Here is a 16,625-nt window from a genome sequence, read left to right on the forward strand (position 1 = left end):
TAAGGCTATAGTGTAACAACTATGCCTGAGAGTAACTGTGATTGTCCGTTTTTAACGCTTAAAGCCAGACTTTTAGTGCTGAGACTGTATTGTCATGCCTGCTCTAAAAATTAGTATAACTATGATTGATATTTTAAAATTTATGGGTCCTGAAGGACTTTTCATCTCCTTTTTAGTCGTATTAGTAGCTATTGTCCAACTCTTCAGAGTTATTATCAGCAAACAAAGCAACCCTTCTCCATTAACACAAAGCAATCCTCTTGTCAAAAAGTATGATGATGTAAACCTAGACAAATACACTAATTTCTTTCGAATGCTGGGACTGAGCATTGGATTGACAATTGTCTTGGCGGCATTTGAATACCCGACTCCTGCGAATGTATTGATGACGCTCACCGATACTAATCTTTACATTGATGAGGAACTTGATTCAGCAGTTGTGTTACCTAAACCAAAATTGCCTCAGCCAAAGAAAGTTCCTGTGGTAAAAATCATCGAAGTCACTGAAGATAAAGATGTCACCAAAGACATTGAAATTGACATTCCAGAGTTTATTGATCCTGATGAGGTCATAGAAGAGTATATTCCTGATGATGAACCAGATGATGAGGTAATCGAAAATGAGGTCCATATTATTGTTGAAAAAACAGCCGCTTTTAAAGGTGGAATGGGTAAGTTTTATAGATGGCTGGGTAAAAAACTCAAATATCCTTCACATGCGAAACGCTTAGGTGTAGAGGGGAAAGTATTTGTAGAATTTGTCATTGAAAAAGATGGTTCACTAAGTAACTTGAAAGTAGTAAGAGGTATTGGTGCTGGATGTGATGAAGAAGCCATCAGAATTTTAAAAATGTGTCCAAAATGGTCCCCTGGAGAACAAAGAGGGAGGCCTGTCAGACAAAAAATGGTATTACCAATCTCTTTTCGTCTACAAAATTAATCTGATGTTTAATGCAGTAACGAAGCATCACTTAAAATGATCACCTTCGTCTGTCACAGAAAACTATCATAATCGTAATCAAGACCTACAATAGTAAAGCTATTTTACTGTTGTAGGTTTATCATTTTTAATCTTATACCATTTTATTCGAATAGTGATATCAGTGGCATTATCAGAAACAGTTAATTCTCCTTCATCTTTATTATCGGGATTATTGATTGTAAAAGAATAATTTTTTGAGTATTCATCTGATTCAATAATTTTTTCTGGCGTATAATTACAAGGGCAATTATCGCATATTTGCCATACACCATTAACAAATTCCCAGTTTCCACCTTGTAGGTTTTGTTGATTGATTGATACTGATGAGTTTATCTGTTGTAGGTTTGAATTGCTAGTTTGAATATATTTACTAGGTAAACTTCCAACATGCCTTATTCTTAAACAACTGCTTCCTTCTTTATGACTAAAACTGATAACTTTGATATAGTAATTTCCATTTTTCAGCGTATACTGAGCAAAGCTATTGTTTGATAAAAAAAATATGAAAATTGAAAAGAATAAATAAAATAGGTTCTTCATAAGGTACAGACTTAAGCATAGATTTAACCTTTCAAAGGTAACTTTTTTTGATTTTACATTCCAATTTTTACCATTATTCTCCTCTTTTTCACCTTTAGAACCTGTTAAAAAATAAAGTCCTTTGTAGTGTTAAAAATATAAACGCTATGAAAACATTATTCGATATTCTTGCTATTGCTTTCGGTCTTCTCATTGGTTTTGCAATACATAGTCACGCTCAAGTAAGAGCAATACAAGATCTCAGATACAATGACGACTTTACTTATCTGTTGTCCGATTCGGTTCAGAAGAAAGGAACGGATCATTTGAAATTTATGCCGATTGGTAAAAGTGGAAAATCAAATTTATCGCTCGGAGGAGAAATCAGACAATGGTACGAGTACCGTGAAAATTCGAACTTTGGCGACTTGCCTCCGGGAACCATCACAGATTATAATGGTAGTTTACAACACCGCCTGATGGTACATGCTGATCTACAAATCAATTCAAGAATAAGAGTTTTCGGACAACTGAATAATACATTGGAGTTTGGTAATCCAAACCCGTCCGTACCTGAAATAATCGTAGATGGACTTGGCATACATCAATTGTTTGTGGATTTGAATGTAGGCAAGAAAGGAAGTGAAAAAGCACAAATTATTCGATTAGGTCGTCAGGAATTTGATTTTGGAAATGGTCTATTGATTTCATCAAGAGAAGGTCCCAATAATAGACAAGCATTTGATGGTATTTCTTATATTACTAAAAATAAAAACTTCGACCTTCATACCCTTTTTGCTACTCCTGTAATTATCAATCCTGATGTATTTGATAACTCACACATCAATGAATATATATGGGGTGCGTATGCGAATTTCAGAAAATCTAAAGCACTTAAATTGGACCTCTACTATTTTGGGTTTCATACAGAGCGAAGACAGTTCAACTACGTTCCCGGTAAGCAAACAAGACATACCCTTGGTGGTAGATTATGGCAAAGAGGAAGAAGACTTTGGGTGGATATGGACATGATGTATCAAACGGGAAAATTCAATGATTTAACTGTCAATGCAGTGAACGCAACAGCAGAGGTACATTATTTCTTTCCTGATGTATTTCTAAAGCCCATGGTTGGAATGGGAGCTAGTTATGTTTCCGGTGATTATGATCCGAACGATAAGCAACTGAATACTTTTGACCCCTTGTATCCAAAACCTGTTTATGGATTGGCAATGGCACAAGGTCCAAGTAATATTGCTCATATCAAACCTACTTTTGGTTTACAGCCTTTGGAAAGACTATACATAAATTTCAGCTGGTATTATTTAGCAAGAGCGAGTAATAAAGATGGTTCTTATGCACCAAGTATGGTACAAGTACGTCCTTCTTCAGAAACAGAAAGCGAAAAATATGGTGTGGGTGTTCAATACGGCTTAGATATATTTTATATCATCAATCAGCATTTTACATTGATGTCTTTCAATTCTTATGTGACCCCGGGAGATTATGTCAAAGAAACTGGAGCAGGGAAAGCGATTACTTTTTCGGCGGTGGCATTGCAGTATAAGTTTTGATTTTTGTGTTATAAAAAATATTGAATGCTTAAATTGGTATTTTAAATTTTAAGTACTAAGTCAAAATTAGATAATTTTAAATTTGTACTTACTAAAGCTAACTTCAATTTAATCATGCAATACTTCAAAGTGAACGATATAACATCACTTGATAAAAGTGTAAGTATATTCTTAATAATCAAATCTATTTTTCTGTTCTCTTTGATCTCATTACTATATGGAATTGTTGACTATTTATTTATTCATTCATCAAGTGATATTGTATTATATTCTGAGATGTCTTATTGGGAAAAACTACTTCTAGGTTCTCTATGGGCTCCTATTGTTGAGGAATTTGCTTATAGGTACTTTTTAGATTTTAAGGTAAGATCTACAAAAATATCAATCAGTCTTCTGTTATCCTTTTTACTGATCCACACCGTAGGTTTCTTTTTCTCCTTCGGAAATTACAATTATCTATTATTTGTAGGTTATTTTTTATGTATATTTTTAATAGTTGATAAACTGATCAAACAGTCGTTTGTAGATAAGTGGAAAGATCTTTTCATTTATATTTCTGTTTTCGGATTTGGAATATCACATATCACAAACTTTAGTCTGGATCAACTATCTATTGATAAGATTCCCTATGTGACTTGTTATGTTTTGACTATTTCAATTATTGGTTATATCATGACTGTAATAAGACTAAAGTTTGGGATGAGGTATAATATTGCATTGCATTTTGTATTGAACTTTTTATTGTTTGTCTGATAGTTCTTTCTAGTTTCTTATCACGGTTTAATTTGTTGTTTATGAAATTTGACTCTCAAATTATTTATTTCTGTAGTAACTAACATCAACCAATGTCGAATTTCGTCAGCTCTTATTTTAGGCCTAAAAATCAGATTTTGAATATTCCATAATTACTTTTCACGTTACTGTTTTTGAGTGTGTATTATGTTAAATGAATATAGTAATGGTATTTAAAAATATTAACTAATCCAACTTTGATCAGAAACCTTGAAACAATCATATTGTACTGAAAATAAACTTAAAGCCTAACTGTATGCTCTAAAAAATGACTACAGTTAGATAAAACCAATGAAGGGTACTTTTCTGTACTCTCACTTTTTTAACTTTATTCATCTACAATTTTTTTAGTAATGAAAAAACTAATTGCAAGCATTTTTCTGGCAGGCACTATCATGGGGTGTTCTGACAAAGTAGAAAATGATTTAACTCCCGCAGACAATTCTGGCTTTTACCAATGGAGTACTTCTTTTAATACAAACTTGATTGAAGGAGAAGACACAACAGCAGTTTCAACTGGTACTATCCCAACTGCTGAATTAAATGTTTCAGCACAAGGCGATGTTGAGTTTAAAACATACAAATATGAATTGAAAGCTGATGCTGAAGGTGGCTTAGTGATCGTGGACGGTCAAGTTCAATATGATCTTTTCGTTGTTGAAACTAAAACTGGAACTATTGCTCAGTCTTTAGCAGGAGAATTCTCAATTAATTATTCTACGTCATGCTTAGAAGGTAAAGATATCGTTCAAACTCCTTCTATTAAGACCTATTTCATAAAGAACTATGCTCCAGCTAAGCAAGAAGAGGGAGGTTTCACAAAGGATGTTTGTTCTGAAGAAATCCCTTAAATACTTTTGTCTTAGTACTTAATAAGATATTTTATAACAAAAAGGTCAAACTGTCCTTTTTCTATAAGTAAGATTCTCCTTAAAACTCAATTGAAATGGATGAGCTTTGGAGAATCTTTTTCGTATTAGATTATTTCTCATATTTCATTCCTCTAATTATCATTAAAAAGGACGATTAGAATTTGTGAAATTTTCGGGGTGTATTTATCCAAGAATCTTACAAATTGCTATAATAAAAATATCTCCCTCAGAAACCGCCTATTTATTACCATAATGTGAGGGGGCATTTTGTTATCATGCGTTCATACTGAAATGAATTGAATGAACATGAAACGAAGAGAATTTTTAAACATAGGAAGTAAAGCCGCTTTAATGCTTTTAGCTTCTAATGAAATTTTAGCAAACTCAACTTTAGTCAAAAAACTAGACGGTGATTTCTTATTTATTGAAGCCGAACAATTTTCAGATTTAGGTGGATGGGAAGTGGATCAGCAATCCATGGATCAAATGGGATCTTCCTACCTATTAGCACACGGTTTGGGTATTCCTGTAAAAGATGCGAGTACGCAAGTGACATTTCCCAAAAAAGGAAAATACAGAGTTTGGGTAAGAACTAGAGATTGGGTGGCACCTTGGAAAGTGGATGGAGCACCAGGTAAATTTCAATTACTTATCAATGATGCACCAGTAAAGGAGACGTTCGGAACCAAAGGTGCTGAATGGCATTGGCACGATGGAGGAATGGTAGAAGTCTCTAAAAAGACAAAGCTGACTTTGCATGATTTAACGGGCTTTGAAGGAAGATGTGATGCTATTTTGTTCTGTAAAGACAAAGATTTTACCCCGACAGATGATGTAAAAGCACTGACAAAATTCAGAAGAAAGTTATTGGGTTTTCCAGAAAAACCTGAAAATGGAGGAAGTTATGATTTGGTAGTTGCTGGTGGTGGTTTTGCAGGAACCTGTGCGGCAATTTCTGCTGCGCGTAAAGGATTAAAAGTAGCTTTGATTCAAGATCGACCTGTTTTGGGAGGCAATGGAAGTTCAGAAGTACGGGTTTGGCCTGAAGGTCATACTTCACAGCTACCTTATCCTCATGTGGGTGGAATTGTCAATGAGATTTCTCCAGATGTGATTGATAGAGGAAGATATGGAACGAGAAATGCTCGATTGGGAACTTCTTATGATGATCAAAGAAAAACGGAAGTGGTCAGTAAAGAAGAGAATATTACACTGTTTTTAGAGGAAAGAGTAATTGGAGTAGAACATGAAAACCAATCAATTTCAGCCGTCATTTCACAGCATACTAAAACGGGCGTTCAGAAAAAGATAGAAGGAAAATTCTTTGCGGACTGTACAGGTGATGCCACTGTAGGTTACTTGGCTGGAGCTGATTATAAAATGTCTGAATCCACTTTTATGGGTTCTTCTAACATGTGGAGTGTATTAGATGCCGCCAATAAAGAGGAAGTACTAAAATGTGAGTGTAAAGATAAAGCGGCTTTAACCATCTCCTGTGATATTGGTGAGGTAGAACAGCCTTTCCCGAAGTGTTCTTGGGCATTGGATTTATCTGATAAACCATTCCCTGGAAGGGAAAACTATAAAGGGCAATGGGGAGCAAAAGATCCCTTGGGTAATCTTGGAGGGTGGTTCTGGGAAAGTGGCTTTGATAAGAATCCTATTACAGATGTGGAAAAAATTAGAGATCTCAACTTCAGAGCAATGTATGGCGCATGGGATGCTCTGAAGAATGTAGATAAACTTTACCCCAATCACCGTTTAGGTTGGTCTGCGTTTATTTCCGGAAAGAGGGAATCAAGACGTTTGGTAGGTGATATTAAATTGACGGCAGATCACTTTAGAGATAATGTAGAATTTGAAGATGGTGCTTACCCTTGTTCATGGGGAATCGATGTGCACAGTGCTCATCAGGAGTTTGATAAAGGATTAGAAGGAGAAGAATTTATCTCTTTTGCAACTACCGGAAAAGGCTATGATTATGAAGGTCCTTACTGGGCTCCGTATCGTACATTATACAGTAAAAACATTAAGAATTTATTTATGGCAGGGCGAAATATCAGTGTCAGCAGAGATGGACTAGGCCCAGTAAGAGTGATGAAAACCTGTGGTATGATGGGTGAAATTGTAGGATTAGCTGCATCAATTTGTATTAAAGAAAAAGTAACCCCTAGAGGTGTTTATCAGCAACATTTAGGACAGCTGAAAAAACTAATGCAACAACCTTCTACTCAACGTTCTTAATTATTCATCATTATGCAGAAGTTATCAAAACTGATATTGAAGTTAATTTTAGCCTCTTTATTCTTCATTATTTTTTTACAATTAAAACAAAAGAAAGATCCAGCAAATTATCACTTGAAACTAGGTGAAGCAGTCCCTCATTCTAAGTTTGAAGATAAAACGTGGAGTCATTGGGGAGGCTCTATTGTGAAGGACAAAGAAGGTATGTATCACTTGTTTTATTCCCGATGGAAGAAAGAATTAGGCTGGGCTTGGGTAACACATTCTGAAATTGCTCATGCGGTTGCAGATTCTCCTTACGGTCCTTTTGAGTTTAAAGATGTCACACTGGGCGTAAGAGGAGAAAACTATTGGGATGGATTATGTACACACAATCCCACTGTACATGAATTTGATGGAAAATATTACCTCTATTATATGGGCAATACAGGAGACGGAAAAGTGATGGGTACACCTGAAAAAATCGTCTTGAACCCTGTTCACCGTAACAATCAAAGAATAGGCGTTGCAGTAGCTGATCACCCCAACGGGCCTTGGAAACGTTTGGATACACCCTTAATAGATATTTCACCTGAGAAAGAAGCTTTAGATGCCTTGATGGTGAGCAATCCAAGTATCACCCAAAATGATAAAGGACAATTTCTGATGGTGTATAAAGCTGTAGGTAAAAAAAGAAAAGGAATTTGGGGTGGTCCGGTAGTGCATTGTGTAGCCACTTCAGATTCACCAACAGGTCCCTTTAAAAAACACCCTGATCCCATTTTTCAGGCAAAAGGATATGATTTCCCTGCCGAAGATCCTTTTATATGGTTTCAGGACGGACATTATTATGCGATTGTAAAAGATATGCATGGTGCTTTTACAGAACATGGTCGCTCATTGGTATTATTTCATTCTTATGATGGATTGGATTGGCAACTTTCAAAAAATCCTTTGGTGAGTAAATTAGAAATCAAATGGAAAAATGGATCAACTCAATCTGTTTCCCATTTAGAGCGTCCTCAGTTGTATTTAGAAGATGGTAAACCTGTAGTTTTAGCGTGTGCTGCAGATATTGAAGATGAAAACGGGGTACTTCATTCTTTTAATGTACAACTGCCAATTGTGTCTTTTGATGATTTATAAATCCTTTTGAATAACTTGTGCACATCTTCTGTCTTGAAAATTATGTTTTCGAATATTTATAGGATTTAGAAATCAGGAGATTTCTGCTGATTTGTAGGACACGAATGATGCTAACGCTTAACATTCGCGCCAGTGGACTTTCTACTTTTTTAGTTTGGTAGTGTTTCACCGGCCTTGAAGGGAAAAGCGTTAAGAATTTCATGGAGAGAGCCGTTAAAAATGATTTTGTTGTTTGAGCTTTAGCGAGTTTAAAATCATTTAGGCGAGAGGAATGGAATTTAGCTTTTGACTTCAAAGCCTTGACTTTTTTGCTTCGTTTTTGTGTTAAGACAAAAATGAAGAAGAAGGAAGCTTGAAAGCAACGCATAGAAAACGTGTAGAAATGTCAATTGAAAGTTGACGATAATTTAGTTTACAACGTAATGGATCACCAAAACATCTCTTATCATCAAAATAAAAAAATAGGAAAAGGGTTGCCTTTCGCAATAGTCCCTTCCTCTATCCTTTTGGAAGGAACAGATATTTTCTCTCCTTCCAAAAGGGATTTTCATGTATTGTTTTGGTTCAAAAAAGGTTCAGGCACCTACTATATCGATTTTCAGAAATATACTTTTCAACCCAATACCTTAATGCTCTTATCTAAAGATCAGATCAGTTATTTTGATGCTTTAGACCCCAAAGAAGTAGAAATTCAAAGCATTGTATTCACTCCAGAGTTTTTGTATCGCAATGATCATGACTTGCAACATATGTTTCAGTTTTCTTTAGCTTCTCATATTGAAGGAATGCAGTATTTATCCCTGTCGGAAAAAGAAAGCACCTTTTTTAAAATGCTCAGTGATCAAATGTTTGAGGTATATGATCATTGGGAATTGCCACAGCAAGAACATGCCTTTTACCATTGGCTGAGTTTGTTTTTAATTCAAGTGGAAAGAATACAGCAACAGCATCAATCCATAAAAAAAATATCCCCTTCAGATCAATTACACTTGAAGTTTCAACAGTTGCTAGAAGAAAATTTCAAGAAGGAATACAAAGTAGAATTCTATCTCAATACCTTGAACATAAATATCAAAGCATTGAGTAAAATACTAAAAGAAAAATATGACCTGTCTCCCAAAGCAGTCATTGACGAACGAAGAGTTTTAGAAATAAAGCGTCTACTGAAAGGAACATCAATCCCCATTAAAGAAATCGCTTATGAAATGGGATTTGATGAACCAACGAATATGGTGAAGTATTTTAAGAAGAGGACTTCTTTTACGCCCAATTCATTCCGAAAATATTAAAGAAATAGGATGAATTGATAAAACATGTTCTTCTTTCTTTCACATTTTAATCCCTCATCACCAATTCATACTTCTTCTTAATAAACTGACGTGATTGATGTGTGGCCACCTCGTTGTCCAATGCTTTCTGATAATACGTTGCAGCTTTTTTACTTTGATGTGCTTTGATGAAATAATCACCTATTATTTCATACACATTGTAGCCTTTAGGATTGAGTGCTATGAACTCATCAATAGCTTTCTGTGAAATTGGAGGCAGTTGATCATTCCAGTTTTTGAATTGAAAAGCCATTCCTTTGAACTGTTTATAATTGTGGTAATCATCCCAATGATCAGGACCCGCTTCTGAAATTTGTTTTGAACTTGAGGCTAAAGTAGCTGGTGGTGGGTAATTCTGAGAGTTTGAGAATACAGAATCCAGATTATAACAGATAAACTCTTCCATACCATGATGGCTTGTAGACAACCACATTTCTCTTGTTTCTGGTTTGAAAATTATAGAATGATGTAAATGGAGAGAGTTAATAGTTTTTGCATTGCCAAGACCGATAGGTTGATCTTCAAAACCATCCGTATCTCTTAAAACCGTGGCAATATCCTGCACCGTAAATTCATCATTTTGATTGATGAGTTCTTGTATTCTGATGGCTCTATAATAAGAAGCATAAGAAGGGTCATAGGCCATGGGTTTTCTAAGTTCATCGGTTTGTAGGTGCGAAGTACAAACCAATTCATTGTTTCTCATTTGAATGGAATCAATACCATGAGGTGTTTTTTCAATAATGATTGCTGTATTATCAAAAGCTGAAGAAACAAGAATGGATTCATTGACATAGGCTTCTTTGGTAAATGCAATATTGAAGGCCTCGTCAACAGTTTGTGCATATTGTAGAATCTCTCTTGAAATTAAAGACATTGGCATAGTGGCAGCCAATGGAATTTGTGATTCTGCAGTGTTTATGGTTACTGTTAAGCCTGTTTCGTTCATTCCAGAAACTGCACCAACAAACCCTGCCCAGCTTACGGAGGCAAACTTAAATCCTTCATAAGGTTTTACGAAATGTACAATTTTATCTGTACGGTGCTGGTCATGTAAAAAGAAGTCAAAATTTCTTCCCACTAATACATCGTGGTCCTTGGTTTTAGGTCCGTTGATTGCGAAAGCGGAATTGACCTTGACATCCATTTTTTCAAAAGAATGCTGTGTATCATAAATACCATGATAGTTAAGGATTCTTTGGTAAGCTGATCCCATATTATCAAACTTAGGATTCATGTGGAATGATACCCCATACATCTCTTCACAATATTCTGGAAGAATCCGGTTGTCCATATGCCTGTTGTAATAGGCACTCAGAAGTCGGGCTAGATCAGGGTATTTTCCTGGTGCATGTTCCACCATTCTGTAAGCAAAAATAGCTTCTTGTTCTTGTAAGAAACTTTTGCTTAAGGCACCTGTACTATAACCGATTTCAAAAGGTGTACCTTCTGTATAAAGCTCCCAAATTTTATCTTGTTTTTTGATGATAAAATTATTTTTGATCATGTAACGGTTATGGCCTAATGTATCAACTTTTTCATGGATAATTGAAGTGTTGTCAACTTTTGGAGTGGGGATAAATATCCAAGATTGTATCCATGTGATAGTGATCAGTAACAATAAAAAAAGAGCAAAACTGAGTTTTCTAGCTAAAGAATTCATAGTAAGTAATGAGACGGATAAAGCGTTAATGAGTAATTGAATACCTTTTTGACCTCAAATAATGAGGTGGGAAACATACTCATAAATTCTGTTTTCAATCCTAAAACAAAAATTTCACAAAATAAGTTACATAATTTTTTTTTGATCTTTTTTTTCAAATGTGAAGCGCTTCACACTTTGTGGAAAAAAACAGATGTAAAATTGTAGAAACAAATAACGAAAAGGATACTCTAAAAAGTTCTTTTCGGCTTCTAAACTAAATTTAGTCGCTCACTCAAAAAACTCTAGAATTTAACCTATCAACAAAATGAAAAACTCAATTTTAGCATTTACTTTTTTATCTGCGCTGGCATTTACAAGTTGTTCTGATGATGAAAACAATAATGATCCAGTAGTATTACCAGAAACTAGTTTTACAGTTACCATTGAAAACGCTTTCCAGCCTAAAGATTACTTTGCATATGGAGCCACTGAAGGTTTAATTACTCCAGGTAATTCACAAGATTTTAGCTTCAATGCAGGAAAAGGACATTATTTAAGTTTTGCAACAATGTTTGTGCAGTCCAATGACTTGTTCTATGCTCCAATGGAAGGAGGAATAGCACTGTATGATGATGAGGGAAATGCTCTGACAGGAGATATTACGTCTCAGTTTTACCTTTGGGATGCAGGTACAGAGGTAAATGAAGAACCGGGTGTAGGTGCCAACCAAGCTCCTCGCCAATCAGGTCCCAACACAGGAACTGCTGAAAACGGTGTGGTAAAATTAATCTCTGATGTAAATGATGGTTATACGTATCCTGCCACAAGTGATGTGATCAATGTGAGCATCAAACATGATGGAGGTACAATGTTTACAGTAACTGTAGCAAACGTATCAGAAAATGCTTCAGTACCAACTCCATTTGCTCCGGGTAATTGGGTGGTACATTCGAAAGGACAATATCCATTATTCCAAGAAGATAAAATAGCTTCAGAAGGATTAGAAGATTTAGCTGAAGATGGAGGAACAGATGTTTTATCTACTGCAATTGCATCAATGACAGGTTTAGTGTCCCCTTTTGCTCCTGGTGCATATTCAGTAGGTAATGCCAATACAATTTTTACACTTGGCGCAGCTCCAACATCAGAATTTGAATCTTTGACAGAAGACGGAGATCCTTCAGGTTTTGCTAATCACTTTAATACACCTCAAGGTGCTAGTGCTCCAGCTCCTATTTTCCCAGGTGAAAAATACTCATTTACATTTACTGCAATGGACGGTGATATGCTGTCAATGGCCACTATGTTGGTACAGTCAAATGATTGGGTATTAGGTTTTGATAATATCAAACTTTTCAACAACGGAACACCAATCAGCGGAGATATTTCAAGTCAGCTGATTTTAATAGACGGCGGATCTGAAGTAGATGAATACGCAGGAGCAGGTTCTTATCAAGCACCTCGTCAGCCAGGACCAAACTCTGGTATGGCAGAAGATGGAACAATTGAAGTAGAAGGCACTCCAAGTTCAAACCTATTGGCCAACTCGGAGATGTTGAAAGTTACAATTACTTCCTCTCAACAATAATAATAGTAGTAATAGATAATAATAATAGATTAACATTAGCCCACTATCACGGATAAACCAACAGTCTTTAAAACACTGTAGAAAAGCAAGATTCATTGCTAATTGATTGAATAGAGAATACAATAAGCCTTTCGCTTTTAGCGGAAGGCTTTTCTTTTAGGTAAAAGTTGAGATCCTTTCTTTAAAATTTTATGTTTGTGATACATTTTAAGCAGACTTCTGTTTTCTATCAGAAGATTTGAACCAGATTAAACGACACAAATAATATAAATGAATAAAAACATCATCTTCACTTGGCTCAAAAGAGTTTTCCTGATTATTTTTTTAGGTGTATTGTGCTTTCTAGGATATTATCATCAAGAAACTATTTATGGTATCAGGCAGGGCCTAGGACAGATGAATATTTTATTGAATACCCAGCCAGTAGAACAATGTTTAACTGATACTTCATTTACCGAAAAGCAAAAAGCAAAAATCAGATTGATTCAGGAGATACGTCAGTTTACAGTGGATTCATTGGGACTGGATGAATCTGGAAGTTATACCCAGCTTTTTGATCAGAAAGGGAAACCTATTTTATGGATCGTAACAGGAAGTGAGCCTTTTGACTTAAAAGCCAAGAAATGGACTTTCCCCATTGCAGGTGCTTTTTCGTATAAAGGATTTTTTGTGAAAGAACTAGTAGAAGAAGAGAAAGAGAAACTAGTACAAGAAGGATGGGACGCCTCTATTGGTGAAGTATCAGCATGGTCTACTTTAGGTTTTCTCAACGACCCTATACTTTCGAGCATGCTAGAAAGAAACGAAGGAAGTCTAGCACATCTTATTATTCATGAATTGACACACGGTACTATCTACCTAAAGAATAGTGTTTCTTATAATGAAAACTTAGCCGATTTTGTAGGTGATGAAGGAGCTAAACGTTTTTTGATTTATAAATACGGAAAGCACTCTTCAGAATACGTCAAGTATATGTCACGAAAGCAAGACCGTAAAACCTTTTCTGAATATCTGCTTCAAAGTGCTAAATCTCTGGATTCACTCTATAAATCTTTTCCTGAGGAAATGACTTTAGAAGAAAAAACACTTTTGAAGGCTCAAAAAATCAAAGAAATCACAGACGGTATACAGCATCTCTCCTTTGCCAACAGCGGTTATTGCCGTTATTTTGATGATTTCACTCCCAACAACACCTTCTTTATGGGATATATCCGCTACAGAGGCAAACAAAACGAGTTTAAAGCCGAGTTTGAAAACGATTTCAACAGTAATTTTCATGCTTACTTTTCATACTTAAAACAAAAAGAACAATCTTTATTACATATTATTAAAAAAATAATAAACTGATAATCAATGTTTTAATATTTCAAAGGATAAAAATTATTTATAATTTGTTTGAACAACTATTTCCTGTACATATATTTGTATCAACAAAAAAACAGAAAACAAGAGTTGTTTAAAAAACATACTCATAAAGCATTTAAACTCTTAATTTAAAATATTATGAAAAGCATTACTTTAACACTAGTAGCAGTTTTATTCTCATTAGTTTCATTCGGACAAAAAATCTCTGCTGACAACTCAAAAGTAGAGTGGACAGGTCACAAAGTAGTAGGTTCTACACACACAGGTACTGTAGCAGTAAAAGGTGGTGAGTTGAAAATCAAAAAAGGTGCTTTGAAAGGTGGTGAAATCGAAATCGACTTGACATCATTAAGCTCAACTGATTTAGAGGGTGAGTGGAAGCAAAAGCTTGATGGTCACTTAAAATCTGGAGATTTCTTTGATGTTGAAAAATATCCTACTGCAAAATTCGTTTTAAAATCAGCTACTAAAGATGGCGATAAGTTAAAACTAACTGGTGATATGACAATCAAAGGAGTATCTCAAGAAGTAGCTTTTGATGCGTCATTAAAAGAAGAAGGTAAAAAGTATGTTTTAGAAGGAGCAATCGAAATCGACAGAACTAAATTCGGTTTAAAATACGGTTCTGATTCTTTCTTTGACAACTTAGGTGACAAAGCGATTTCAAATAACTTTGATATCAACTTCAAAGTAACAACGCTTTAAGAAATTGATTTAGAAGAACTAAGATTGAGAAGCAAAACGGCATTAGTTTTTCTCTTAGTTGACTAAATATACAGGGAGTCGAGTATTGATACTTGACTCCCTTTTATTTGTAAAAGGCCCGTTCTGATTAACGTACACAATCTTATTAGAAATCAGGAGATTTCTAGTGATCATTAGGCACGGATGACGCTATCGCTTAACATCCGCACCAGTGGTTCTGATTCTGTCTACCTAGCGCTAATGTTAAGCGACAGCGTCATTTGTGCTTGAAAGATCGTAAGAAGTCTCCGACTTCTAGTTTATACACTAAATGTGTTAGTATCAGCTAAAGACTTGAACCAGTTGTAGAATATCTATAGTTTTTTAAATGGAATAAAAGCCTTCCTGTCTAAAGAGACATAATAAATTCTTTGTTTTCGATGTACCAAAAATGCTTTGGTCACCCCACCTTCATTTACCGTAACGCTGTCTTTATCCATTACCAGTTTTGCATTGACTTCACTGGTCAAATTAGAATAAAGAAAGGTTAGAAAAATAGAGTCTTCTTCGATTCTCACCTTGCCACTCGTATGTTCAGGAATGACATCTGTTTTGAGTATTTCAATAAATCTTACGGAATCTAGAATATAATTCCCTTGTAATTGCTCAAAGGTTTTTGGAGTTGAATTTTTTTTCTTTGTCTTCGTAGAAATTTCACATGAAAATAATAGTACAGCCATAATGATCATGTAAGCAATTTGTTTTTTCATCTGTATACCTTTTGGTTGGTGGTATAACAGTTAGATCTAATAGTTGTTTGCTACATCCTGTTTACTAATAATATTTTTAATAACCTTATGCTTTTTCATTGTTCCAAAATAAGCCTTTAAAATTTCCCCATACTTTGTTTCAAGGATCAATACATCGTCTGTTTTTTCATCAAAATAAAACATCAACCTCATTTCTTCTGTATGCATCATGTTGGAAGACATTTCAAACTTAGTGACATTTCTGAGTCTCGAAAGCTGAAATGTTTTGGAATCGTAATGCACCTTGTATAGTACTCTATAACCAATAGTTGTGTGATCGATTTCATTGATGATGAAAAGCTCATTTAACTCATCATTGGCTACAAAAAACATGATATTCTGGTTGCCATCATTACTTGTGATATTACGGTAACTGATACCGCTTTCCTCTTCGTACTGAACTGCTTTTAATACTTCAAAATTGGATGCATCGTAATCAAAAAAATCTCCTTCCTTCAATTGATATATAGATTGACTCAGTACATCCTGATTAAAATCTCTCATATGCAGGGGCAATTGAGAAAAATTGGGGAGAACTTCTTTTTGTTTAATAGTCACCTTAGGGGGCTTTATCTTCGGTTTTACCTTTTTGAGTTCAATTGAAATCTCAAGTTCTTTTTGGATTTCATAAAGTGCATTCTCAGAAAAACCAGTGCCCAGTGCTTCTGTATTGTTATAGGAACTGAGTAATGGAATGTGTTTGTGATAATGATCGATATACACTAAGTCATATAACATTTTTTCGGTTTCATATTTTTCTTCGATAATCAACTTACGTATGTTATTGATATCAATATTTTCATTACTATAAAATGAAGAAAACGGAGAGGTATGGATACTAATACTATTCCCCTTCACCTGAATGATCATTTCAGTATTGTTGGTGATATGAAGCGTGAAAAATAGCCAAACAATACCCCAGAATGCAAAACTGAAAATAAGTATAGAAAGGTTATAACTTTGAATAAGAAGAGTAAGGATTAACAATACAGTTATGATAACATTACCGAAATGATAAATGATTTTTTTTGCTTTATCATATTTAATATTGATGGATAAATCACTAGTACTGTGATGCTGAAATTGAGGTTCTTTCAT

Annotated in this window: 14 protein-coding genes; 10 read left to right on the top strand and 4 right to left on the bottom strand. The window is 34.9% G+C overall.

Annotated features, from left to right (window positions below; genetic code table 11):
* Positions 1 to 121: 121 nt before the first annotated feature.
* A complete protein-coding gene (locus AVL50_RS24580) occupies positions 122 to 940 on the top strand; it encodes an energy transducer TonB (protein WP_063850908.1) in 819 nt (272 codons plus the stop codon).
* A gap of 99 nt (positions 941 to 1,039) precedes the next feature.
* Here AVL50_RS24580 and AVL50_RS24585 read toward each other — a convergent pair whose 3' ends face one another.
* Positions 1,040 to 1,522 carry a hypothetical protein gene (locus AVL50_RS24585; protein WP_062619422.1) on the bottom strand — a complete coding sequence of 161 codons (483 nt, stop codon included), beginning with the start codon at positions 1,520 to 1,522 and terminating at the stop codon, positions 1,040 to 1,042.
* Between the two features lie 146 nt (positions 1,523 to 1,668).
* Here AVL50_RS24585 and AVL50_RS24590 point away from each other — a divergent pair, with 146 nt between their 5' ends.
* The 6 genes from AVL50_RS24590 (at position 1,669) to AVL50_RS24615 (ending at position 9,397) form a co-directional block, all read left to right on the top strand.
* Positions 1,669 to 3,075 carry an alginate export family protein gene (locus tag AVL50_RS24590; RefSeq protein ID WP_062619424.1) on the top strand — a complete coding sequence of 469 codons (1,407 nt, stop codon included), beginning with the start codon at positions 1,669 to 1,671 and terminating at the stop codon, positions 3,073 to 3,075.
* 114 nt (positions 3,076 to 3,189) lie between these two features.
* Complete coding sequence (locus AVL50_RS24595; protein ID WP_062619426.1) at positions 3,190 to 3,828, top strand: type II CAAX prenyl endopeptidase Rce1 family protein; 639 nt, start codon at positions 3,190 to 3,192, stop codon at positions 3,826 to 3,828.
* Between the two features lie 392 nt (positions 3,829 to 4,220).
* A complete protein-coding gene (locus AVL50_RS24600) occupies positions 4,221 to 4,718 on the top strand; it encodes a hypothetical protein (RefSeq protein WP_062619428.1) in 498 nt (165 codons plus the stop codon).
* Between the two features lie 327 nt (positions 4,719 to 5,045).
* Positions 5,046 to 6,983, top strand: a complete 1,938-nt coding sequence (locus AVL50_RS24605; protein WP_253764321.1) for an FAD-dependent oxidoreductase — start codon at positions 5,046 to 5,048, stop codon at positions 6,981 to 6,983.
* A gap of 12 nt (positions 6,984 to 6,995) precedes the next feature.
* On the top strand, positions 6,996 to 8,108 hold the full coding sequence (locus AVL50_RS24610) for a glycoside hydrolase family protein (protein ID WP_062619432.1): 1,113 nt from the start codon (positions 6,996 to 6,998) through the stop codon (positions 8,106 to 8,108).
* A gap of 422 nt (positions 8,109 to 8,530) precedes the next feature.
* On the top strand, positions 8,531 to 9,397 hold the full coding sequence (locus AVL50_RS24615) for an AraC family transcriptional regulator (RefSeq protein WP_062619434.1): 867 nt from the start codon (positions 8,531 to 8,533) through the stop codon (positions 9,395 to 9,397).
* A gap of 46 nt (positions 9,398 to 9,443) precedes the next feature.
* Here the strand turns inward: AVL50_RS24615 and AVL50_RS24620 are convergent, their stop codons facing one another.
* Complete coding sequence (locus AVL50_RS24620) at positions 9,444 to 11,099, bottom strand: C45 family peptidase (protein WP_062619436.1); 1,656 nt, start codon at positions 11,097 to 11,099, stop codon at positions 9,444 to 9,446.
* 307 nt (positions 11,100 to 11,406) lie between these two features.
* Between AVL50_RS24620 and AVL50_RS24625 the strand changes: the two genes are divergently transcribed.
* The 3 genes from AVL50_RS24625 (at position 11,407) to AVL50_RS24635 (ending at position 14,739) form a co-directional block, all read left to right on the top strand.
* Positions 11,407 to 12,669 carry a spondin domain-containing protein gene (locus AVL50_RS24625; RefSeq protein WP_062619438.1) on the top strand — a complete coding sequence of 421 codons (1,263 nt, stop codon included), beginning with the start codon at positions 11,407 to 11,409 and terminating at the stop codon, positions 12,667 to 12,669.
* A 270-nt stretch (positions 12,670 to 12,939) separates the two neighbouring features.
* Complete coding sequence (locus AVL50_RS24630; protein ID WP_062619440.1) at positions 12,940 to 14,016, top strand: aminopeptidase; 1,077 nt, start codon at positions 12,940 to 12,942, stop codon at positions 14,014 to 14,016.
* A 156-nt stretch (positions 14,017 to 14,172) separates the two neighbouring features.
* Complete coding sequence (locus AVL50_RS24635; RefSeq protein WP_062619442.1) at positions 14,173 to 14,739, top strand: YceI family protein; 567 nt, start codon at positions 14,173 to 14,175, stop codon at positions 14,737 to 14,739.
* A 353-nt stretch (positions 14,740 to 15,092) separates the two neighbouring features.
* Here AVL50_RS24635 and AVL50_RS24640 read toward each other — a convergent pair whose 3' ends face one another.
* Both AVL50_RS24640 and AVL50_RS24645 read right to left on the bottom strand, forming a co-directional pair.
* Positions 15,093 to 15,488: a hypothetical protein gene (locus AVL50_RS24640; RefSeq protein WP_062619443.1), complete on the bottom strand. Its 396-nt coding sequence runs from the start codon at positions 15,486 to 15,488 to the stop codon at positions 15,093 to 15,095.
* A gap of 36 nt (positions 15,489 to 15,524) precedes the next feature.
* On the bottom strand, positions 15,525 to 16,625 hold the full coding sequence (locus tag AVL50_RS24645) for a hypothetical protein (RefSeq protein WP_062619445.1): 1,101 nt from the start codon (positions 16,623 to 16,625) through the stop codon (positions 15,525 to 15,527).

The sequence above is a fragment of the Flammeovirga sp. SJP92 genome, assembly GCF_001583495.1.
Classification (GTDB): Bacteria; Bacteroidota; Bacteroidia; order Cytophagales; family Flammeovirgaceae; genus Flammeovirga.